The organism is Cupriavidus taiwanensis (genome assembly GCF_900250115.1).
GTDB lineage: Bacteria > Pseudomonadota > Gammaproteobacteria > Burkholderiales > Burkholderiaceae > Cupriavidus > Cupriavidus taiwanensis_B.
Genome location: NZ_LT984804.1, coordinates 25,706 through 47,505, shown reverse-complemented (window position 1 = coordinate 47,505; position 21,800 = coordinate 25,706). Strand labels below are relative to the sequence as shown.

At 70.0% G+C, this 21,800-nt stretch carries 18 protein-coding genes; 12 read left to right on the top strand and 6 right to left on the bottom strand.

Translation table 11 applies throughout. From position 1 onward, the window contains the following. Positions 1 to 22 precede the first annotated feature (22 nt). The 6 genes from CBM2586_RS17025 to CBM2586_RS17000 all read left to right on the top strand — a co-directional run bounded on the left by CBM2586_RS17025 (position 23) and on the right by CBM2586_RS17000 (position 6,477). Positions 23 to 1,003 carry a helix-turn-helix transcriptional regulator gene (locus CBM2586_RS17025; RefSeq protein WP_115688831.1) on the top strand — a complete coding sequence of 327 codons (981 nt, stop codon included), beginning with the start codon at positions 23 to 25 and terminating at the stop codon, positions 1,001 to 1,003. An 85-nt stretch (positions 1,004 to 1,088) separates the two neighbouring features. Beyond that, a complete protein-coding gene (locus tag CBM2586_RS17020; protein ID WP_115665840.1) occupies positions 1,089 to 2,042 on the top strand; it encodes a glycosyltransferase family 2 protein in 954 nt (317 codons plus the stop codon). A gap of 107 nt (positions 2,043 to 2,149) precedes the next feature. Then, positions 2,150 to 3,361: a GDP-mannose 4,6-dehydratase gene (gmd, locus tag CBM2586_RS17015; protein ID WP_172583380.1), complete on the top strand. Its 1,212-nt coding sequence runs from the start codon at positions 2,150 to 2,152 to the stop codon at positions 3,359 to 3,361. A gap of 28 nt (positions 3,362 to 3,389) precedes the next feature. Further along, positions 3,390 to 4,382, top strand: coding sequence for a GDP-L-fucose synthase family protein (locus CBM2586_RS17010; protein ID WP_115665841.1), 993 nt, complete (start codon positions 3,390 to 3,392; stop codon positions 4,380 to 4,382). A 23-nt stretch (positions 4,383 to 4,405) separates the two neighbouring features. Further along, on the top strand, positions 4,406 to 5,656 hold the full coding sequence (locus tag CBM2586_RS17005) for a glycosyltransferase WbuB (protein ID WP_115688829.1): 1,251 nt from the start codon (positions 4,406 to 4,408) through the stop codon (positions 5,654 to 5,656). A gap of 41 nt (positions 5,657 to 5,697) precedes the next feature. Beyond that, complete coding sequence (locus CBM2586_RS17000; RefSeq protein ID WP_115665843.1) at positions 5,698 to 6,477, top strand: class I SAM-dependent methyltransferase; 780 nt, start codon at positions 5,698 to 5,700, stop codon at positions 6,475 to 6,477. 46 nt (positions 6,478 to 6,523) lie between these two features. Here the strand turns inward: CBM2586_RS17000 and CBM2586_RS16995 are convergent, their stop codons facing one another. The 5 genes from CBM2586_RS16995 to CBM2586_RS16975 all read right to left on the bottom strand — a co-directional run bounded on the left by CBM2586_RS16995 (position 6,524) and on the right by CBM2586_RS16975 (position 12,830). Next, on the bottom strand, positions 6,524 to 7,744 hold the full coding sequence (locus CBM2586_RS16995) for a glycosyltransferase (RefSeq protein ID WP_115688827.1): 1,221 nt from the start codon (positions 7,742 to 7,744) through the stop codon (positions 6,524 to 6,526). Between the two features lie 61 nt (positions 7,745 to 7,805). Beyond that, positions 7,806 to 9,182 (bottom strand): hypothetical protein, encoded by a 1,377-nt coding sequence (locus tag CBM2586_RS16990; protein ID WP_115688825.1) that lies wholly within the window; start codon positions 9,180 to 9,182, stop codon positions 7,806 to 7,808. Beyond that, the gene (locus CBM2586_RS16985) at positions 9,176 to 10,366 is read right to left on the bottom strand and encodes a glycosyltransferase (RefSeq protein ID WP_115665846.1); all 1,191 of its coding nucleotides are present in this window, start codon (positions 10,364 to 10,366) and stop codon (positions 9,176 to 9,178) included. Before CBM2586_RS16985 ends, CBM2586_RS16990 begins: the two co-directional genes overlap by 7 nt. Then, on the bottom strand, positions 10,363 to 11,628 hold the full coding sequence (locus tag CBM2586_RS16980) for a hypothetical protein (protein ID WP_115665847.1): 1,266 nt from the start codon (positions 11,626 to 11,628) through the stop codon (positions 10,363 to 10,365). Before CBM2586_RS16980 ends, CBM2586_RS16985 begins: the two co-directional genes overlap by 4 nt. Further along, entirely contained in the window at positions 11,625 to 12,830 is a 1,206-nt protein-coding gene (locus tag CBM2586_RS16975; protein ID WP_115665848.1) for a glycosyltransferase, read from the bottom strand. Before CBM2586_RS16975 ends, CBM2586_RS16980 begins: the two co-directional genes overlap by 4 nt. Positions 12,831 to 13,103: 273 nt before the next feature. Between CBM2586_RS16975 and CBM2586_RS16970 the strand changes: the two genes are divergently transcribed. Next, positions 13,104 to 13,829: a polysaccharide deacetylase family protein gene (locus CBM2586_RS16970; protein ID WP_115666527.1), complete on the top strand. Its 726-nt coding sequence runs from the start codon at positions 13,104 to 13,106 to the stop codon at positions 13,827 to 13,829. On the opposite strand, the gene CBM2586_RS16965 is transcribed toward CBM2586_RS16970, so the two are convergent. After that, positions 13,826 to 14,950 carry a glycosyltransferase family 4 protein gene (locus tag CBM2586_RS16965; protein ID WP_115688823.1) on the bottom strand — a complete coding sequence of 375 codons (1,125 nt, stop codon included), beginning with the start codon at positions 14,948 to 14,950 and terminating at the stop codon, positions 13,826 to 13,828. The genes CBM2586_RS16970 and CBM2586_RS16965 overlap by 4 nt on opposite strands. A gap of 272 nt (positions 14,951 to 15,222) precedes the next feature. On the opposite strand from CBM2586_RS16965, the gene CBM2586_RS16960 reads away from it, so the two are divergent. The 5 genes from CBM2586_RS16960 (at position 15,223) to CBM2586_RS16940 (ending at position 21,566) form a co-directional block, all read left to right on the top strand. Then, positions 15,223 to 15,777 carry a putative colanic acid biosynthesis acetyltransferase gene (locus CBM2586_RS16960; RefSeq protein ID WP_115665850.1) on the top strand — a complete coding sequence of 185 codons (555 nt, stop codon included), beginning with the start codon at positions 15,223 to 15,225 and terminating at the stop codon, positions 15,775 to 15,777. Positions 15,778 to 16,034: 257 nt separating this feature from the next. Next, on the top strand, positions 16,035 to 17,126 hold the full coding sequence (locus tag CBM2586_RS16955; protein ID WP_115665851.1) for a polysaccharide biosynthesis/export family protein: 1,092 nt from the start codon (positions 16,035 to 16,037) through the stop codon (positions 17,124 to 17,126). Between the two features lie 42 nt (positions 17,127 to 17,168). Beyond that, positions 17,169 to 17,633, top strand: coding sequence for a low molecular weight protein-tyrosine-phosphatase (locus CBM2586_RS16950; RefSeq protein ID WP_231942656.1), 465 nt, complete (start codon positions 17,169 to 17,171; stop codon positions 17,631 to 17,633). Then, entirely contained in the window at positions 17,630 to 19,879 is a 2,250-nt protein-coding gene (locus CBM2586_RS16945) for a polysaccharide biosynthesis tyrosine autokinase (RefSeq protein ID WP_115688819.1), read from the top strand. Before CBM2586_RS16950 ends, CBM2586_RS16945 begins: the two co-directional genes overlap by 4 nt. A gap of 574 nt (positions 19,880 to 20,453) precedes the next feature. After that, a complete protein-coding gene (locus CBM2586_RS16940; RefSeq protein WP_115688817.1) occupies positions 20,454 to 21,566 on the top strand; it encodes an IS481 family transposase in 1,113 nt (370 codons plus the stop codon). Positions 21,567 to 21,800 lie beyond the last annotated feature (234 nt).

Here is a 21,800-nt window from a genome sequence, read left to right as displayed (position 1 = left end):
GTAAAAACGGGGAGTGAAGTCCATGAATGCGTTGCTGATCGAGGAGCATCCGCTGCTCCGGCTCGGGCTATTGCAGATGCTCGAGAACATCCAGGAATCCGCGCAGGTGGCGGCCGTTGCACCCGCGGACATCGCCAGGCTGGACGCCCGGCACCAGAACGCGGATCTGCTCGTATTCGGCATGCCCGCCGACCCTGCGCCCGGCTGGGTGCTGCTGGAACAGGCGCGGCAGACGCTCGCGCCACAACGCATCCTGATCCTTGCCGACGCCCTGCCCTTGCACGTGCCGAGCGCGGACAGCGCGCGCGGCATCTGCGGCTGCCTGCCCAAGTCCGCCTCGCTGGCGGTGATCGAGGCCGCCATCCGCATGGCCGTGTCGGGCGTGCAAGGGCTGCTCTTCACTGCCGACACGGGCACCCTGCCGTCGGCATCGCGCTCGGCGATGCCCGCCACGCAGTCACTCGCCTCGGCTGCGCCGCTGCCGCTCAGCAACGCGCATCCGGCCCAAACGCCGGGGGAGCAGCTGGCGCTGGCGCCCTGCGCCAGCACCCCGCGCGCCGCGCTGCGTACCACCGTGGCGCTGCGCGACCTGACCGAGCTGCGGCCCGGCCAGCCGTTGTCCGCGCCGGCCCCGGCGGCGGTCGCGCCCACGCCCGCGGCCATGCCGCTGACCGAGGAAGAACCCGGCTACGACGAGGCTGAGATGCTGAAGATCACACCGCGACAGTACGAGGTGCTGGTGCTGCTGGCGCGCGGCTATCCGATCAAGACCGTCAGCCGCATGCTCAACATCTCGGTGGCGACGGTGAAGAGCCACGCCTGCACGCTGTACCAGCGGCTCAAGGTGCGCAACAAGGGCGAGGCCGTCTACGCCGCCCTGCAGCGCGGCGCCACGCTGGAATGGGTCAGCGGCGACGAACGCATCACGCGCGAAACCAATGGCGCCGGGGTGGCGCCAAGGCGCAACGAACCGCCGTGCCAGGCGGTCAGGCCGGCGGTCTGAATGCCTGCCTGAAGGTTTGCCGCGCGCCGCGCCCGCACAGACGGGCCGGCGCCAACCCGGCGCTTGCCGGACGGGAGGGGTCATCATGCAAGCCAGCACGTTCTTGCCCAGCTTTTCCGTGTGCGTCAGCACGCGCGATCATCCGGAGGGCCTGCGCCGGACCTTGCAGTCGATCGCGGCCTCGACCATGCCGCCGCACCAGTTGCTGGTCTGCGACGACAGCAGCCACGACGCCACGCGCGCGCTGATGCGCGACGCTTACCCTGGCATCGCCTGCCTCGACGGTCCACGGCGCGGCGCCGCCGCCAGCCGCAACCGCCTGCTGCGCGCGGCCAGCGGCACGCACGTGCTGTTTCTCGACGACCACGCCACGCTGGGGCCGACCTTCCTGCAGCAGATGGGCGAGCGCCTCGCCGACGACTTCATCTACCGGGTCGCCGCGGGCGGCGATGCCGACGCGCTGGTGCTGGCCGGCACGGCGATGTGCGCCGGCGAATGCCTGCGCCCGCTGCGCCAGGATTTCCTCGGGCAGCCGTTGCGCCAGCCGCCGCGCCGGGCCGCGCGGGCGCGGCCGCTGTGCGCGGTGGTGCTGTCCAGCACGGTGTTCCCGCGCGCGCTGCTGGAGCGGCTGCCGTTCGACGAGGGCCTCGATGCCGACTACGACGTCGCCGACCTGGCCGGACGCGCGGTCTATGGCTGCGGCTGCCGCATCGAGCTGGTTCCCAGCGCGGTCAATCAGCTCGATGCACAGCGGCCGCCGCCATGCGCCGGAACCCCGGCCGCGGATGCCGCGCGCATGGTCACCATGTTGCACCGCTACGGCCGCAGCCAGCACCGCCACGACAAGGCCGCGTTGTTCCTGATGCTGGCCCTGCCGCACAACCTGGGCCAGCACCTGCAGCGCAGCGGCTGGCGCGGCGTGGCGCCGTTCTGGTCCACCACGCGCCTGCTGTGGCAGCACTTGCGGCTTGCGCCGGGCCACGACGGCGCCGCAGGGCGCGCCGGCGCCGAGGTCACGACGCCGATGCCGCGCACCTGATCCGTGGCGCAGCGCCCACACGGCCGGCCGCCGTTGTGTGGGGTAGCAGACGGTGCGGCGCCGCAGCGCGGCGCTAAAGTCGCCCCACTTGCTAACGGATCAGAGCCATGGGCGCAAACGAGCTGGACACACTCGGTCATATCACCGCCACCGGCCCGGAGCGGGCCCCGCCACGCGGGCGCAACGGCATCCGGCGCGCGCTGATCACCGGCATCACCGGACAGGACGGCTCGTACCTGTGCGAACTGCTGCTGGCCAAGGGCTATGAAGTCCACGGCATCAAGCGGCGCAGCTCGCTGTTCAACACCGAGCGCATCGACCACCTGTACCAGGACCCGCAGGCGCAGGAGCGCCGGCTGATCCTGCACCACGGCGACATGACCGACACCGCCAGCCTGGTGCGCGTGGTGCAGCAGTCGCAGCCGGACGAGATCTACAACCTCGCCGCGCAGAGCCACGTGCAGGTCTCGTTCGAAGAGCCCGAGTACACCGCCAACACCGACGCCATCGGCACGCTGCGCCTGCTGGAGGCGATCCGCATCCTCGGCATGGAAAAGCTCACGCGCTTCTACCAGGCCTCCACCTCCGAACTCTACGGGCTGGTGCAGGAAATCCCGCAGAAGGAGACGACCCCGTTCTATCCGCGCAGCCCCTATGCCGCGGCCAAGCTCTATGCCTACTGGATCACGGTGAACTACCGCGAGGCCTATGGCATGTACGCCTGCAACGGCATCCTGTTCAACCATGAAAGCCCGGTGCGCGGCGAGACCTTCGTCACCCGCAAGATCACGCGCGCGATCGCGCGCATCGCGCTGGGCCTGCAGGAAACGCTGTATCTGGGCAACCTGTCGGCGCTGCGCGACTGGGGCCATGCGCGCGACTACGTCGAGATGCAGTGGCTGATGCTGCAGCAGCCCGCGGCCGAGGACTTCGTCATCGCCAGCGGCGAGCAGCACAGCGTGCGCGAGTTCGTGCAGCGCGCGGCGCGCGAGCTGGGCATCACCATCACCTTCCATGGCAGCGGCGTCGACGAGGTCGGCATCGTCGAGCATGTCGATCCGCCCGCGCGCGGCGGCGGCATCGCGCCGGCGTGCAAGCCGGGCGAGATCGTGGTGCGGGTCGATCCGCGCTACTTCCGGCCCACCGAGGTGGAAACGCTGCTCGGCGATGCCAGCCGCGCGCGCGAACGCCTGGGCTGGAGCCCGCGCATCGGCTTCGCCGAACTGGTCAGGGAAATGATCGAGGCCGACTACGCCGCGGCGCGCCGCGACGCGCTGGTCAGGCTGGCCGGCTTCCAGGCCTTCAACCATCTTGAGTAGCCGCGTGCACGGCCATCGCGAGGATCCCATGAACCAGGCCCTGGCAGCGCGTCCGCGCATCTTTGTCGCAGGCCACCGCGGCATGGTCGGCTCGGCCATCGAGCGCGCCCTGCGCGCGCAGGGCGGCGCCGACATCGTCACGCGCACGCACGCCGAGCTGGACCTGTGCGACCAGGCGCAGGTGCAGGCGTTTTTCGCCAGCCAGCGCATCGACGCGGTCTACCTGGCCGCCGCGCGCGTCGGCGGCATCCATGCCAACCATACCTACCCCGCCGAGTTCATCCACCAGAACCTCGCCATCGCCACCAACGTGATCCATGCCGCCTGGCAGGCCGGCGTGCGGCGGCTGCTGTTTCTGGGATCGAGCTGCATCTACCCGCGCCTGGCGCCGCAGCCGATCCGCGAAGCATCGCTGCTGACCGGCGCGCTGGAGCCTACCAACGCGCCCTACGCCATCGCCAAGATCGCCGGCATCATGCTGTGCGACAGCTACAACCGCCAGTACGGCACCGATTTCCGCTGCGTGATGCCGACCAACCTCTATGGGCCCGGCGACAACTACCACCCCGACAACAGCCACGTGATACCGGGACTGGTGCGCCGCTTCCACGACGCCCGCCTGGCCGGCAGCGCGCGCGTGTCGGTGTGGGGCACCGGCAAGCCCTTGCGCGAATTCCTGCATGCGGACGACCTGGCGCGCGCCTGCCTGCATGTGATGGCACTGTCCGCACCGGCCTACCGCGAGGCCGCGCCCGCGGGCTTCCTCAACGTCGGCAGCGACGACGAGGTCTCGATCGGCGCGCTGGCGGCACTGGTGGCGCAGGTCACCGGCTATCGGGGCGACATCGCCTTCGAAACCGACAAGCCCGACGGCACGCCGCGCAAGCGGCTCGACAGCAGCGCCATCATGCGCACCGGCTGGCGCGCGCGCATTGCCCTGCGCGACGGCCTGCGCGGCGTCTACGAAGAGGCCTGCCGCACCGGCACCTTGCCCGGCGGCGTCGCGGCCGCACTGGCCTGATCCCCGACGCGCGCGGAGCGGCCATGAAGATCCTGATCTACTGCCAGAACTACGCGCCCGAACTGACCGGCATCGGCAAGTACACCGGCGAGCAGGCGCAATGGCTGGCCGCGCGCGGGCATGAGGTGCGCGTGATCTGCGCCCCGCCGTACTACCCCGCCTGGCGCGTCAGCGAGGGCTACAGCGCCTGGCGCTATGCCCGCGAGACGCACGGCGGCGTGACGGTCTACCGCGCGCCGGTGTGGGTGCCGCGCAAACCGTCGGGACTGCTGCGCATCCCGCACCTGATGAGCTTTGCGCTCAGCAGCGCGCCCTGCATGGCGGCACAGCTGCGCTGGCGCCCCGACGTGATCTTCGCGGTCGAGCCCACGCTGATGTGCAGCCCGGCCGCGCTGCTGCTGGGCAGCTGCACGCGCGCCCGCACCTGGCTGCACGTGCAGGACCTGGAGGTCGATGCCGCGTTCGCGCTCGGCGTGCTGCGCCATCCGCTGCTGCGCCGCCTGGCCACGCGCATGGAGCGCGCGCTGACCGCGCGCTACCACCGCGTCTCGACCATCTCGCAGGCGATGGCGGACGCGCTGCGCGCCAAGGGCGTCGGCCCCGCACGGCTGAAGCTGCTGCCCAACTGGGCCGACCTGCACGAGGCCCCGGCCGACGCGGCGCTGGAGTTCCGGCACGCCCTGGGCATTGCCGCCGATGCGGTGATCGCGCTGTATGCCGGCAACATGGGCAACAAGCAGGGCCTGGAGGTGCTGGCCGATGCCGCGCAGGCGCTGCAGGGCCACCCGCGCATCCACATGGTGCTGTGCGGCGACGGCAGCGGCCGCGCCGCGCTGCAGGCGCGCTGCGCCGGCCTGGCGCGCGTGCATTTCCTGCCGCTGCAGCCGCAGGCGCAGTTCCACGCGATGATGGCGGCCGCGGACATGCACCTGCTGCCCCAGCGCGCCGATGCCGCCGACCTGGTGATGCCATCCAAGCTCACCGGCATGCTGGCGAGCCGGCGCGCGGTCATTGCCACGGCGCAGCCGGATACCGAGCTGGGCCGCCTGGTGGCGCGCGTGGGCGTGCTGGTGCCGCCCGGCGATGGCAGCGCGCTGGCGCACGCCATTGCCACCCTCGCCTGCCAGCCGCAGCGGCGCGCCATGCATGCCGCCGCGGGCCGCGCCTGGGCCGAAGCCCATCTGGGCCGCGACGCGGTGCTGGCGCAACTGGAATCCGCACTGCAGGCGCTGGTATCGCCGCCTGCCGCGCAAGATGCCTCTGCGGTTGCTTGAGCGCAGAGGCGGCGAACGCCACTCACCCAGGGGGACCCGTCATGAGCCACGACACCGCTGCCACGCAGGCCGCGCTGGTGCAACGCCTGCTGCAGACCATCAAACCGCTGGTGCCCACCTGGCTGCGCACCTACTATCACGTGCGCCGCGAGCAGCAGCATGACGCGCGCTACGGCACCAGGCCGCCGGGCGAAGTGTTCTCCGACGTCTACCACAGCAGCCTGTGGGGCGAGGCGGACGAGCCGGGCTTCTTCAGCGGCACCGGTTCGCACGATCTGCGCATCGTCGAGCCCTACGCCGAGGCGGTCACCGCGCTGCTGCGCGAGCTGCCGCGCAAGCCCGACGTGGTCGACCTGGGCTGCGGCGACTTCCATGTCGGCAGCCGCATCCGCCCCGCCTGCGGGCGCTATGTGGCCTGCGACGTGGTGGCGCCGCTGATCGCCGCCAACCGCGCGCGCTACGCCCATCTCGACGTGGATTTCCGCTGCCTCGACATTGCCGGCGACGAGCTGCCCGCCGGCGACGTGGTGTTCCTGCGCCAGGTGCTGCAGCACCTGGACAACGGCCGGATCGCGCGCGTGCTGGCCAAGCTGCACCGATACCAGGTACTGGTGCTGACCGAACACCTGCCGCTGGCGCCGGACTTTCCGCCCAATGCCAAGAAGCAGCTGGGGGCCTCGACGCGGCTCGCGCGCATGGTGCCGAGCGGCGTGGTGCTGACCGCGCCGCCGTTCAACCTGAAGCCGGTGCACAGCCGCGTGCTGTGCGAGGTGCGCGAAGGCGCGGGCGTGATCCAGACCGTCGCCTACACCCTGCATTGAGTCGTGACCCGGGCCACGGCCCGGTCTGGCCGGCTTGCCGCCGGCCTCAGCGGGCCGTGCCGGCCTCCGCGGTCGCGGCGGCCGAGGCCGGCGCCAGCGCGGCCAGGTAGATGGCCTCGTACTGGTCCAGCGCGCGCTCCGCGGAGAAATGCCGCACCCACGCCAGCGAGTCCGCCGCAAGCTGGTCGAGCCGGGCCTGCGGCCACGACAGCAGCTCCAGCAGCACCCCCACGTTGCGCCGGGCCCAGGCCTGCGCCTGGTCCGGCTCCATCGGCTCCATCAGCAGCGCCAGCCCGCCGCCGATCTCCTGCATCGGCGCGCGCGCCGTGGTCAGCACCGGGATGCCGCACGCCATGGCCTCGATCACGGGCCAGCCGAAGCCCTCTTCCAGGCTCGGGAACAGCAGCACCGCCGCGAGCGCATAGGCGGCGTGCACGGCTGCGGTGGACATGCCCTCCAGGAAGCGCACCTTGCCGCCCAGCCGTTCCGCGCCGGCGGCCAGCTCGCGCATGGCGGGGGTCGGCTCCGGGCCGATCATCCACAGCGGGCGCGGCGCCGCGGCACCAGTGCCGCCCGCGTTGCTGGCCTCGCAATAGGCCAGGTATAGCGCCAGCACGCCTTCGCGGTTCTTGTACCACTGGTTGCCGCCGATATGGACCAGCATGCCGGGCTCGATCTCGTCGATGCTGGCCGCGCGCAGCCGGCGCATGGCGACATCGCGCGCGAGTGGGCGGAACGGGTAGTTGAGGCCGTTGTGCACGACCCGCACGTGCGGCCTCGGTCCCGGATGCAGGCGCAGCAGGTCGTGCGCGGTCTTCTCCGACACCGCGACAAAGTTCCGGCCCAGCGCGATGCCGCGCAGGATCAGCGCCTGGTAGAGCCGCCCGCTGGCCGACAGCTGGCGGCCGGGAAACTCGCCGGCGGCGGTGCGCTGCGCGATGAAGTCGTGGCAGTGGATCACATGCGGGCGACGATGCAGCAGCCACATCCACATCCCCAGCGAATGGTCGGTCAGCACCACCAGCGCGCCCGTGCTCTCGCGCCGCAGCCGCCACCACGCCCACGCCGGGAACAGCATGTACTGGTCGACATAGCCGAGCCACTTGCGCAGGCCCGGGCGCGTCGACAACCGCACCAGCACGGCGGGCGGGGTCCATAGCTGGGCCTCGTGGCCGCGCTCGCGCATGCCCTCGACGATCATGGCCGCGAAGCGGTCCATGCTGTGGCTGCCGAAAAAGACGGGATGACCGAACAGGATGAGCCTCATATTGCTTTTCTTCGCGGATCGATGTGGATGCCCGATGGGGTACGTGGCCCGCAGCCTGCCGCTAGCGCACGGGTCGCCGCCGCGGCCGCGCGCGCCGGTCCATGCGCGTCAGCCGCCCCTGCCGCTCCAGCCGCGTGACCGCCATGGTGAAGCCGACAAAGAGAAAACCCAGCACGTTGGCGGTCAGCTGCCCGATCAGCGACCATGTCAGCAGGCACAGCGTGCTCACCAGCCACAGCAGGATGGCAAAGCAGTTGCCGGTGCGCCGCGCCGCGCCGATGGCGAGCCACATGCCGGCCACGCACACGACAAACTTCAGCGCCACGTAGAGGTAGCCAAGCAGGCCGGCCTCCTCGATGGTGCGCCCGGTCTCGGTCTCGGACAGCATGAAGGTGATTTCGCCGCGCTCGAGGTAGCTGGCCAGGTTGCTGCCGCGCCCCAGCCCCGCGCCCAGCAGCGTCGGCCTGGCATAGGCTTCGCTCTCGCCCAGGAACATGGTGCCGACGCGGTCGCCGAAGTCTTCGTCTTCCGCGGCGTCGTGGAAGCGCTGCGCCGTGCGTTCGACGGACTCGCTGAACACGGCCATGCCGACGGCTCCCATCAGCACCGCCGCGCCGACCCAGACCAGCACGCGGCGCTTGGCCACGCTGCGCCCGAACATCAGGATGCACAGCGCCGCCACCGCGAACAGGCCCGGCAGCAGCAGCACGGTGGCGCGCGAACCGCTGACCAGCGCACTGACCAGCAGGCTGCCCAGCACCACCAGCGCATAAAGCCAGTGCCGCTTGCCTTCGCCGCCGAGCACGTATTGCAATGCGATCGGCATGGTGATCGCCAGGAAGGTGGTGTAGCCCAGCGTGAACGAGAACGTGCCGGTGGTGCGCACGATGTCGCCGACCATCATGAAGACCCGGTCTTCGTCGCCGTCGACCTGCCGGTTCAGGAAGCTGCCGGGCGGCAGGAAGTGCTGCATCACCACCAGCGGTGCCATCAGCACCATCAGCACCAGCGTGGTCTTGCAGATCGAGGCAATGTCCTCGGGCTCGAGCAGCAGCGCCGCGGCCACGCCGAACCACACATAGAGCAGCCAGAAGCGCAGCCCGACCAGCATGATGGCAAGGGCGCCGTCGCCGGCGATGGTCTGCACCAGCCCCCACGCCAGCACCAGCGCGCTCCACAGCAGCAGCAGACGCATCGCCGGCCGCGCCGGCGTGAAGCCGCCATAGCGCATGGCGTAGTAGATGCCATAGACCGCCAGCAGGTCGCGCAGCAGCACCAGCGGCAGGCTCAGCGAACCCGCCACCCATTTGCGCGCCGCGCCTTCCAGCACGGCCACCAGGAACACCAGCAGGAACACCGTGCCGAAGGTGGTGCGGGCCTGCCGGCGGCTGCGCGAGCGCGCCGGCGGCGCCAGGTGTGCGGCGGAGTGGCTCAGCATAGCGTCGCGATGGTTGCGACCGCGGCGCGGCGATACCTGGCCCAGGTGTACTTCTCCCCGGCCAGGCTCGCGTACGGGCGCGCCTCGTCCAGGCTGGCGCGCACCGTGGCAAGCTCCAGCATGCGGTCATACAAGGATTGCGCGCTGACCTGGACGACCCAGCCCGCGCGCGGAAATTCCCGCAGGATCTCCTTGGCCCCGACGCGCTCCGACACCAGCGCCGGCGTGCCGCAGGCGAGCGCCTCGGCCACCACCATGCCGAACGAATCGAAGCGCGACGGCAGCACCAGGCAGTCGGCATCGGCCAGCTCCTGGTAGAGCGCCGGCTGCGGCAAGGCGCCGAGCAGCGTGACCCCGGGCGTCGACGCCAGTGCCGCGGCCAGGCCGGGCTCGGCGCCGCCGCCGGCCACGGCGAGCTCCGCCTCCGGCACGCGCGCGCGCACCATGGCAAAGGCCTGCTGCAGCAGGTCGACGGCCTTGAGCGTGGTCAGCCCGCCGGCATACAGGAAGCGTGTGCCGGCGCGCGTGCGCCGACGCTGCACGTTGCCGGGCAGGCTGGCGCCAAGCAGGATCGGCCGCAGCTTGGCACCCGGCACGCCGGCCTGCGCGTAGGTCTGCGCGGCGAACTCGGAGCAGGTGATGACCAGGTCTGCCAGCTCCACCTCGCGATCCTTGCGCGCGTCGATGCAGGCCAGGTAGGGGTCGGGCTGCAGGCCCAGCAGGGCCGCCGCCGTGGCGCGATGCACCGCCGGCGCGTCGAGCACGCAGCGCGCGCCGATGCGGCGCGCCGCCTCGAAGGTCTGCATTGCCGAATTCTCGTAGGCCACCACCACGTCGGGACGCAGCGCCTCGACGCGCCGCGCCGCCCAGGCATCGAACAGGTGGAACACGCGGTGCGCGTAGGCCGACTGCGACATGCGCAGATAGCGGTTGAGCCCGACGCGGCGGTGCAGGCCCAGCTTGAGCATGACCGGGAAACACAGCGGATGGCGGCGCAGCGCCCGCGGGATGCCGACCTCGCGCACCTTGGCCGCGAGCGCCGGCGGCAGCCACCACGGCACCGGCTCGCCCGGCCCGCGCACCGGCACGCCCGACCAGTACTGGCACAGCAATCCCTGCTCGTGCAGCGCCTGCGCCATCTGGTGCGAATGCTGCAGGCCGGGGTGGGTGACCAGGACCTTCATGGACGACCTCCGTCGACGCTCAGCACGGGCGGCGGCAACAGCCGTCCGGCGCGGATCGCGCCCGCCAGCTCGCACAGCACCGCGATGCCGAGCCCGGAAGCCAGCCCGGCCTCGAACCACAGCACGCCGCGCAAGGTGGACAGGTCCAGCAGGTGCGGCGCGGCCAGGCACCAGGCGATCACCACCGGCACCTGCATGTAGTTGAAGTGGTTCAGGCCGCGGTTGGCCAGCAGTTCCCAGGCCACGCCGGCAATGCTGTAGGCGCCGGCGCCCAGGCAGGCGATCAGCAGCTCCGAGGTCAGGCCGGCGTAGTTGGCGCCGACCAGGCGCAGCAGCAGCTCGGGCCACAACCAGGCCAGCAGCACCAGCGCGCCGGCCGGCAGTGAACCCAGCAGCAGCCAGCCCAGGTACTGGCGCAGCACATGCTCGCGCGCCTGCGCGAAGCGGGGCACGACATACGCGCCGACCACGATGCTGACCGGCACCAGCAGCTGGCCGATGCGCGACAGCGCACCGATCGCCGCGGTCTGGCTGACCGCGCCGTAGAACGCGACGATGGCGAAGGCGAACTGCGACTGCAGGCAGTAGAACGCGTCCATCGGAATCTGGCGGCGCGTGATGGCGCGGATCGAACGCTGGTCCTCGGCCACCGGCTCCACCGCCTGCGCCGGCAGTTCGCGGCGCAGCCAGCGGCGCACGAACGGCACCCGCAGCCCGGCGAACAGGGTGTTGACCAGGCTGGCGGCCAGCGCGCTCTGCAGCCCCAGCAGGTAGACGCCCCATGACAGCAGCAGGCGCGCCCCCGACAGGCTGGCATCGAGCGCCTGCAGCGCCGGCGCGCGGTTGGCGAACAGCAGCACCTGGTCCACCACGCGTGACTGCATGTCGAAATACCACATCGTCAGCAGCGTCAGCAGCAACGCGGCAATCAATGCCAGCGAGGCATGGTTGCGGTACATCAGCACGCCGGCGACGATCAGCAGCGGCGGCAGCAGGAAGGCCGAGATGCGCTTGCGCTGCGCCAGCGCGGCACGGGTGGCCTGGGCCGCGCGCTCGCGGTCGGGCCAGGTGCGCCCGAGGATGGCATTCAGCCCGAAATGGATGCCGCCCTTGGTGACGATCGACATGGCGCCGACGATGGCACCGGTGACCGTGTAGATCGCATAGTCGCCGACGCTGAGCCAGTGCGCCAGCAGCAGGCCGGTGATGGCGCCGAGCCCCTGCGACAGCACCGCGAAGACGAAGATGCGCAGCGCCTTCATGGGGTGCCGCCCGGCGTGGCGCTGGTGGCGGTCCCGGCGGCAGGCGCCAGCACCGGCCGCTCGCCGAGGATGTCCAGCAGCCGCTGCGCGCTCTGGCGCACCTCGAAGCGCCGCTCGAAGCAAGCCAGCGCCTGCGCCCGCATGCGCGCCTGCGCGGTGGGATCGGCCTGCAGCCACTGGCGCAGGCACGCGCCGGTGCCTTCGGCGGTATCGGCGCCGGCCAGTCCGGCGCCATCGGCAACGATTTCGCGCCAGATGTTGACCTTGTCCGAAATCAGCACCGGCACGCCGCAGCCCAGCGCCTCGGCCACGGCCACGCCAAAGTTCTCCTGGTGCGACGGCAGGGCGAAGACTTCGGCGGCGTGATAGGCGCCCCACTTCAGGTCGCCCGAGAGCATGCCGGTCCAGCTGAGCCGCTGCGCCAGCCCCAGGCGTTCGGCCTGGCGTGCCAGCCGTTCGCGCAGCGCCGCCTCCACCGGACCGGCCAGCACCAGCTGCAGGCGCGGGTCGGCGCCGGCCACGCCGGCAAAGGCTTCGACCAGCAGGTCGCAGCCCTTTTTCTCGTGGATCCGGCCCAGGAACAGCACGATGCGCTTGCCGCGCAGCGCCGCAAACGCGCCGAAGAACGCCTCGCGCAACGGCGCGGCCGCGGTGGGTGGCTGCGCGGTACCGTATCCGGCCACCAGTTCGCGGCAGCGATAGGGCCAGAATGCGTTGCGCGAGCGCCGCCGCTCTTCCTCGCAGGTGAACAGCACCGCGCGCGCGCCGCGCAGCACCCAGTAGTCACCCAGCAGCCAGTACAGGCTCTTCTTGACGTGCTTGAGCGGATAGCGCTCGCGGAACCACGGATCGAGCATGCCGTGGGTATAGACGAAGTACGGCACCTCGCCGCCGCGCAGCGCGAGGCAGGTGGCGAGCGCATGGAACTGCCACAGGCCTTCGACCAGCACCGCGTCGTAGTCGGCCGCATGGGCGCGCAGCCACGCCAGCATCCTGCGGTTGAAGCCGTATTTGGTCGAGGTCGGGCCGAGAGCGACCACGTTCATCTCGCTGGCGCGCACGAACGGTGCGTCGGGTGCATCGCCGCAGCAGACGTCGATGACGGCGCCGCGCTCGCGCAGCGGCTGGCGCAATTGGCGGATGCCCTCGATGGGCCCGCCGCCGGCGGGGTCGATGGAGGGTATGACGTGCAGCAATCTCATGGTGCAGGGCGATCTCCGGAATCCGCGCATCGTGCCCGCTCTGTGCCGGGCACTGGCCTTCGGGGCTGGCGCCAAAGGCAAGCGCGGCCATACGTCCTCGTGAGCGCAGCATGAGCCAGCGCGCCCGCGGCCTCTGTTCGCTGCCACACACCCGCGCCGGCCAGGGCCGGCGCGGCCTGGCCAATGTGGACCAGCGCACCGAGCCGGCCCTTGCAGCGCACCAGAATGGCTTGCACCGGCGCCATCCGCATGGCGCGCACCTTGGTCCCTGCCATGCCGATTCCGATCCTGATGTACCACCAGATCGATGCGCCGCCGCCACGCCGCTCGCCCGGGCGCGGGCTGTGGGTGCCGCCCGCGCGTTTTCGCCGCCAGATGCGGCTGATGCACCGGCTCGGCTATCGCGGCCTGAGCATGCGCGACCTGATGCCGTACCTTCATGGCGAGCGCAGCGGCAAAGTGTTCGGCATCACCTTCGACGACGGCTTCCGCAACGTGTTCGAGCACGCCATGCCCGCGCTCGATGCGCTGGGCTTCACCGCCACCAATTACTTTGTCTCGCGCCAGCTGTCGGGCAGCAATGTCTGGGACCGGGACCTTGGCATCCGCCCCGCGGCGCTGATGAGCGTGGCGCAGATGCGCGCGTGGCACCAGGGCGGCCATGAGGTCGGCTCGCATACGCTGGACCATGTCGACCTGCGCCGCATGGCGCCGCACGAGGCGCGCCGGCAGATCGCCGCGTCCAAGGATGAGCTGGAACAGTGGCTGGGCGTGCCGGTGACCGCCTTCTGCTATCCCTACGGCAGCCAGGACGCCGCGCACCGCGAGATGGTGCGCGAGGCGGGCTACGCCAACGCCACCATCACCGCGCGCGGGCTGGCCCGGGCCAGCGACGACCCGTTCGGCCTGCCCCGCGTCAGCGTCTATTGCGCTACCGGCGTGTTCGGCTTCCTGCGCAAATGCCTGACCGCGCACGAAGACCGCTGGCGCGAAGCCTAGCGGCCCGCTTCGGAACCCCGCTGCTCGGGGTTGAACGGCACGCGCTCGCGCGGCTCTCTGGGATGCTGGGTGAAGCGCGCGATGGCCTCGGCATAGCGATGCGCCACCACTCTGCGTTCGTGCTCGCGCAGGAACTGTTGCGTGCCGGTTTCGTCGCGTCGTGACGCGCCGGCCAGCACCGCCGCCATGGCCGCATGCAGCGGCTCGAGTGCCGGCTCCACGACCCAGCCGAAGTCGCCGACCGCTTCGGGCAGGCCGCCGCGCCGGCTGACGATCACTTCGCAGCCCGCCGCCAGGCCTTCCAGCGCGACGATGCCAAACGACTCGTAGCCTAGCGACGGCGCCACCAGGCATCGATGCCGGCCGAGCATCGCCGCCACGCCGGCGGGGCACTGGCAGCCGGCAAAGTGAACCGACGCCGCGCAACCCAGCCGGTCGGCCAGCCGCCCCAGAGCCTCGCGCTCGGGCCCGTCGCCGACGATGGTCAGCCGCGCCTGGGGATGCCCCGCGTGCAGGCGCGCGAAGCTGCGCACCAGCAGGTCCGCGCCTTTTTCGGACACCAGCCGCCCGACGAAGATGAAGCTTCCCGGCGGCCGCGCGGCGGCTGGCGGCACCGCGGTGAACAGGTCGTCGCGATAGCCGTTGTGGATCACCAGCGGCCGGCCCGGCAGCCAGCCGGCCAGGTAGTGGCTGACGCAGATGCCGTCGTAGAAGCGCGACAGCCAGCGCTTGATCGCACCGGTCCAGGTGCCGCGGGTGTGGCCATGGATCACGTAGGGGCCGTGGTGCGTCAGCACGATGCGCCGGCGCAGCGCGCTGGCCAGCATCACGTCGTAGAAGGTCAGGCCGACGAACAGCACGCGGCGGTGGCGCAACATGGCGCGCGCGAGCTGCAGCTTGCCGCTGACCCGCGTCACGGTGAACGGGAAGGTGGTGGCGTCGCCCGGCGCGGCCGGCGTGCGCGTGGCCACTTCGACGGGGTAGCCCAGTTCCGCCAGCCCGCGCGCCAGCTCCTCGGCGAACCGCTCCATGCCGCCGACCAACGGATGGAAGGGGGCGCTGTAGATCAGGATGCTGGGCAGCGGCGCAGGGGTCTCGCGCAGCTGCAAGGGATGCATCATCGCGTCATGGCTCCGGTCGCACCGCGCGCACGCAGGTCTGGGCAAGCGGTGTCCTGCCTGCAGCATGCGCCAGCGCAGGGGTGCCGTTCCGTGCGCTGGCGCACCTGCATGGAGCGTGGGCGCGGCCGCGGCACGCCCGGTCGCCCTTCCACCGGCTTCGTGCCCGGCTTCGTAACCGGCTTCCTGCCCGGCTTCTGTGGCGCGGCGCACCGATGCGCGGGCCGGCTTCGGGCGAGCATCGCCGCAATGCCCGCCGCCCCGGAACGCTCCGTATGATCATTCAGCACACCCACCGCACCTCCGGCCCGTCGTTTTCGCTGTCCAACCGTGTACGCCGGCAGCTATGGAACTGGGTATGGCTGTGGCTGTTCCGCCCCAGCCTGCGCCCGATGCATGCCTGGCGCGCCGCGCTGCTGCGGCTGTTCGGCGCCCGCCTCGGCCGCGATGCGCGGGTCTACCCCGCCGCGCGGATCTGGGCGCCGTGGAACCTGGTGATGGGCGAGCACACCGCCGTCGCCGACGGCGTGACCCTCTACAACATCAGTCCGATCACGCTCGGCGACTACGCCATCGTGTCACAAGGCTCGCACCTGTGCACGGGGTCGCACGACTACAACAGCGAGACCTTCCAGCTGATCGCGGCGCCGATCACGCTGGAGCGCCATGTGTGGGTGTGCGCCGAAGCGTTCATCTCGCCCGGCGTGACCTTGCCCGAAGGCGCGGTGATCGCGCCGCGCACGGTGGTCACCAAGCCGCTGCGCGAAGCGTGGACGGTGTATGGCGGCACCCCTGCGCGCGCCATCGGCCAGCGCCGCCCGCAGCCGTGAGCAGCCGCCGGAGCGCATGCCAGCGGCGCATTCGACCAGTGCGCGGCAGGCCACCCAAGGCTCCGCGGCAGTGTGCGAGAGCGCACCGATTCACGCTACCCGCCGCCCTAGGCTGGGAGCATCAGGGCCTGCCGTCCCAGCGCGGGCGCGCCCCAATGTGCAGGAGCAATGTCGTGGAAACCAGTCAATGCCGCACCGCTTGCCTCACCCACCGCACCCGCTGCTTGCGCCAGCGCCCCCTGACGGGCCTGTGCGCCATGCTCGGCGCCGCCCTGCTGCTGGGCGGCTGCGCCGCATCGCCGGGTATGCACTTCAGCCCCACCGCGAACGTCGATGCCGTCGGCCCTGACGCCAAGCCGGACATCACCCCGATCACCATGGACCTGGTGCGCGAGCTGCGCGCCAAGAGCAAGCCCACCAACGATCGCGTCGAGGAACTGTTCGCCACGCCCAAGCCCTACGTGATCGGGCCGGGCGACATCATCTCGGTGGTGGTGTGGGACCACCCGGAACTGGTGTTCCCGACGCAGACCTACAGCATCGGCGCGGCCTTCGAGGTGCCGGCCTCGACCAGCGGCTCCAACATGCCGGGCTATGTGGTCAGCCCCAACGGCGACATCCAGTTCCCCTATGCCGGCGTGATGAAGGTCTCCGGCAAGACCGCGAACCAGGTCCGCGACGAGATGGCGCGTGTGCTATCGCGCGTGGTGCGCAACCCGCAGATGACGGTGCGCGTGCTGGGCTTCCGCAGCCAGCGCGTCTATGTCGACGGCGAGGTCCGAACCCCCGGCATGCTCGCCATCGACGATGCGCCGATGACGCTGGTCGAGGCGCTGAACCGCGCCGGCGGCGTGCTCAACAACACCGGCGACAACAGCCGCGTGCGCGTAACCCGCGGCGAACGCAGCTGGTACGTAAACATCCCGGCGATGCTGGCCAAGGGTGTCGATCCGTCGCGCATCCTGCTGCGCTCGGGCGACATCGTGCGCGTCGAGCAGCGCGAGGACAGCAAGGTCTTCGTCACCGGCGAAGTGGTCCGGCCGACCTCGCTGCTGATGCGCAACGGGCGCATGACGCTGAACGAGGCGCTGGGCGATGCCGGCGGCGTCAACCCCAACTCCGCCAATGCCGAGCAGATCTACGTGATCCGCAAGACCACCACCGATTCGCCCAAGGTGTTCCACCTCGACGGCACCTCGCCGGTGGCGCTGGCGATTGCCGAAGGCTTCGAGCTCGAGCCCAAGGACGTGGTCTACGTCGATGCCCGCGAAGTGGTGCGGTGGAGCCGCGTCATGACCCTGGTGGTGAGCCCGCTGGTGGGCGTCAACAGTCTCGCTACCCGACCTTGAGCCATGCTGCTGGCGCCGCCCCTGAGCTCCGATGAAGCCCCGATGATCCGCTCCATTCTGGTGGTGTGCCTGGGCAACCGCTGCCGCAGCCCGATGGCCGCCGACCTGCTGCGCCAGGCCTTGCCCGACTGCCACATCAGCTCCGCCGGGCTGGCGCCGCCGGTGGGCGCCGGCGCCGATCCGCGCGTGATCCGGCTGCTGGCCAAGGACGGCCTGGACCTGGCCGCGCATCGCGCGCGCGAACTCGATGACGACATGGTCGACGGCGCGGACCTGGTGCTGGTGATGGACAGCGAGCAACGCGAATGGCTGGAGCAGCGTTTCCCGAGGGCGCGCGGCAAGACCTTCCGCCTGTGCGAGGCCGCGCAGGCGGATATTCCCGATCCCTACGGCGGCTCGCAGGCAATGTTCCTGATCGTGCTGGGGCTGATCCGCGAGGGCGTGCAGGCATGGACCGCACAGATTCAATCCGAAGCACAGGCAACCCGCTACGGGGAGGCAACATGAGCAACATCAAGAACCTGCGTGACTACGAGGCCCAGGCCCCGGAAGGCGATGAGCCGTCGTCGGACCTGACTTCGTATGTCGACGTGCTGATCCGTTACCGCTGGACCTTCATCGCGGTCGCCGCGGCGGTAATGGCCGTGGGCCTGCTGTTCGCGTTGCTGTCCAGGCCGGTCTACCGCGCCGACATCCTGGTGCAGGTGGAGGACCAGAACAGCGGCAACGTCAACAACACCAACAAGCCCACCGCCACCGTGTCGCCGGTATACGACGCCAGGCCCGCCCCTTCGACCGAGATCGAGCTGCTGCGCTCGCGCATGGTGGTAGGCAAGGCAGTCGACGCGCTGCAGCTGGACGTGTCCGCGTCGCCGTACTACTTCCCGGTGATCGGCGCGGCCGTGGCCGGCTTCAACCGCGAGCTGTCGCAGCCGGGCCTGTTCGGCAAGGGCGGCTATGCCTGGGGCAGCGAAGCGATCGCGGTATCCCGCCTGGACGTGCCGCCGGCGATGGAGCGCCGGCTGATCACGGTGACCGCGCTGGGCAACGGCAAGTACCGGCTGGCCTTCGCCAGCAACGATGCCGAGGCCGAAGGCCGCGTCGGCATGCCGCTGACGGTGGCGACCCAGAGCGGCACCGTTACCATCGAGATCAGCCAGCTCGAAGGCCGCCCCGGCGCGGTGTTCCATGTCTCGCGCGTGCCGCGCGCGGTGGCCATCGCCGACCTGCAGAGCCAGCTGATGATCACCGAGCGCGGCAAGCAGAGCGGCGTGATCGGCGTGGCGCTGGAGGGCACTTCGGCCGAGAACACCGCCGCCATCCTGAACGAGATCGGCAACGAGTATGTCGAGCAGAACCTGCGCCGCAAGGCCGCCGAGGCCGAGAAGTCGCTGGCCTTCCTGGAAGCGCAGCTGCCGCAGCTCAAGCAGCAGCTGGAAGGCGCCGAGTCGCGCTACAACAACATGCGCAACCAGCGCGGCACCATCGACCTGAACGAAGAATCGCGGCTGGTGCTGTCGCAGTCGGTGGCCGCGCAGACCAAGCTGGCGGACTTGCGCCAGCGGCGCCAGGAACTGATTGCGCGCTTTACGCCCAACCATCCGGCCATCGAGATCATGGACAAGCAGATTGCCGACGTGAACGCCGAGATCGGCGCCGTCGGCGGCAAGATCCAGCGCCTGCCGGATCTCGAGCAGAACGTGCTGCGGCTGATGCGCGATGTCCGGGTCAGCACCGAGATGTACCAGTCACTGCTGAACGACGTGCAGCAGCTCAGGCTGGTCAAGGCCAGCAAGATCGGCACGGCGCGGCTGGTCGACCCGGCCGAGGTGCCGATCCGCCCGGTCAAGCCCAACCGCAAGCTGATCGCCGCGGCCTCGGTGCTGCTGGGCCTGCTGGCCGGCACCGCGGTGGTGGTGCTGCGCCGGCTGTTCGATGGCGGCGTCGCCGATGCGGACGAGATCGAGCGCGAGACCGGCATGACGGTGTACGCCACGGTGCCCTACAGCGCCGCGCAGACGCGCCTGCGCGGCGGACCCGATATCGACAAGCTGCTCGCCAGGCGCATGCCGGACGACCCGGCCGTGGAAAGCCTGCGCAGCTTCCGCACCTCGCTGCAGTTTGCGCTGCTCAACAGCGATAGCAACAACGTGGTGGTGATCACCGGGCCGGCGCCGGAAGTGGGCAAGTCATTCATCTCGGCCAACTTCGCCACGGTGCTGGCCACCGCCGGGCGCCGCGTGGTGCTGGTCGACGCCGACCTGCGTCGCGGCGGGCTCAACCACCATTTCGGCAAGCCGCGCGTGCCGGGGCTGACCGAACTGCTGACCGGCACGCCGCTGGAGCAGGTGCTGCAGCGCGACGTGGTGCCGGGACTCGACTTCATCGCCACCGGCTCGGAACCGCCACTGGCCGCCGACCTGCTGCAGACGCGCGGCATGGATACGCTGCTGGCCACGCTCAGGAACCGCTACGACGTGGTGCTGGTCGATACCCCGCCGGTGCTGGCCACTTCGGATGCCGGCGTGCTGGCGACCAAAGCCGGCGCCGTGTTCCTGGTGGCGCGGGCCGATGCCAGCACCGCATCAGAACTCAAGGCGACGCGGCGCGCGATCGTGCAAGCGGGGAGCGATATCAAGGGGGTGATTTTCAATGGGTTGAAGGTGGAGGGGCGGTGGTATCGGGCGCATTATCATTTTGGGAAGTATCGGTATATGAATCAGTATGGGGGCGCTAGTTCTAAGAGGGCTTAGGGATTGTTTGGTGGATGGGGGTGTTGGGCCCTTTGGGTGGGCGCGCTGTTGGTGACATGCTGTTGGCGTTTGAACCGCCTGGTTCCGCCCTCCTGGGCGGGTCACTTTTTGGCCGAGCGCCAAAAAGTAACCAAAAAGCGCGTTTACTGCCCTGGGGCAGCATGTCTTATCGTAGTGTGCGCTGGGCTTTCGTACGGGGCTGGGCTTCCTCACAGAGCGGGACTGCCTGCCGCGAGGGTGCGCGACGGTGGGTGGGGCGTTGGAATGGTGTTTGAACGAGCCCGGAGCGCTGAGTGGTCCCTGCTGCGGGCCTTGTCGCAGGAACGCCTTCGGCTGCGCTGCGCGCCAGTCCTAGCGCGGAGCGTGGGCTCTGGCACGGTACGCGTCGCTGCGCTCGCTGGGCGCTGACGGGCCCGCCAGGCCCCTGTTTTTTCGCTGTCGGAGCCCCGACTTCGTTGAGGCTCCGCCCTCATCCCCGCCCCTCTCCCGCAGGCTGTATGGACCGGGGACATAGGTAACAGGTGTGCCAGGACATGGGTAACACTTTTCCCGCTTAGTCAGCGGGAGGAAAACGTTGCCCTGGAGCCAAACCACCGTGAAGCAGCAAAGAGAAGAGTTCGTCCGCCTGGCACGCCAGGCGGACGCCAATATTGCGGAGCTTTGCCGCCGCTTCTGCATCAGTCGCAAGACCGGTTACAAGTGGTTGAACCGAGAGGATCTGGACGACCGAACTCGGCGGCCACATAGCTCTCCCGGCCGAACTCCAGCTGCCGTCGAAGAGAGCGTGCTAGCGATACGAGCCGAACATTCGGCCTGGGGCGCCCGCAAGATCGCACGCGTGCTGGAGCGTGACCACTGCGTCCAAATCGCCCCGAGCACAGTCAATTGGGTGCTGCGCCGCCATGGCTTGATCGATGCGGCCGCCAGCGCGGCCGCTACAGCCTGGCAGCGCTTCGAGCACGACCGGCCCAATGCACTATGGCAAATTGACTTTAAAGGCCACTTCGCTACCGACACGCAGAGGTGCCACCCACTCACGGTCTTGGACGATCACTCCCGGTTCAATGTGCTGCTCAGGGCCTTGGGCAACGAACAGTTTGAATCCGTACAGGAAGCGTTAGAGAAGGCTTTTGCGCGCTATGGGCTGCCCGAACGGATCAATGCAGACAACGGCCCGCCCTGGGGTTCTCCAGTGCCCCGAGCATTAACCACGCTGGGCGCGTGGCTGATTCGCCTGGGCGTGCGGCTCAGTCATAGCCGACCTCGCCATCCGCAGACCAACGGTAAGGACGAGCGCTTCCATCGAACCATGCAGGCAGAGCTGTTGGCCAACCAGCGCTTCCGGGATCTGGGCGATGCGCAGCATCACTTCAGCCATTGGCGCCACGTGTACAACTTCAAGCGCCCACACCACGCGCTGGATATGGAGACACCCGCAAGCCGCTATGCGCCTAGTCCACGGACGATGCCGCGCGAACTCCCGCCTATCGAGTACGGCAGCGATGACATCGTGCGAAAGGTAGGCGACGGTGGGCGCATCTGTTTCCGAGGAAAGACGTTCCGGGTCGGACGAGCCTTGGTCGGAACGCCCGTAGCGCTGCGCCCTCGCGTGGATCTGGACGGCACCTTTGACGTCTACTTCTGCCATCAAAAGGTCGCCACAATAGACCTACAGCAGGCCGATTAAACTGGAGACTGGACTGTTACCCATGTCCTGGCACATGTGTTACCCATGTCCCCGGTCCATACAGCGAGCGGGAGAGGGGAGAAAACCGGCGGCATTGGGCGCGTTCGAGCGCCAAGCGGGCGCAGCGACGCGTACCGTGCCAGCGCCTACGCCCCGCGATACTGCCGGCGCAGCAGCCGTAGGCGTTCCTCCGACAAGGCCCGCAGCAGGCGGCCACCGACCGCTCTGGGCTCG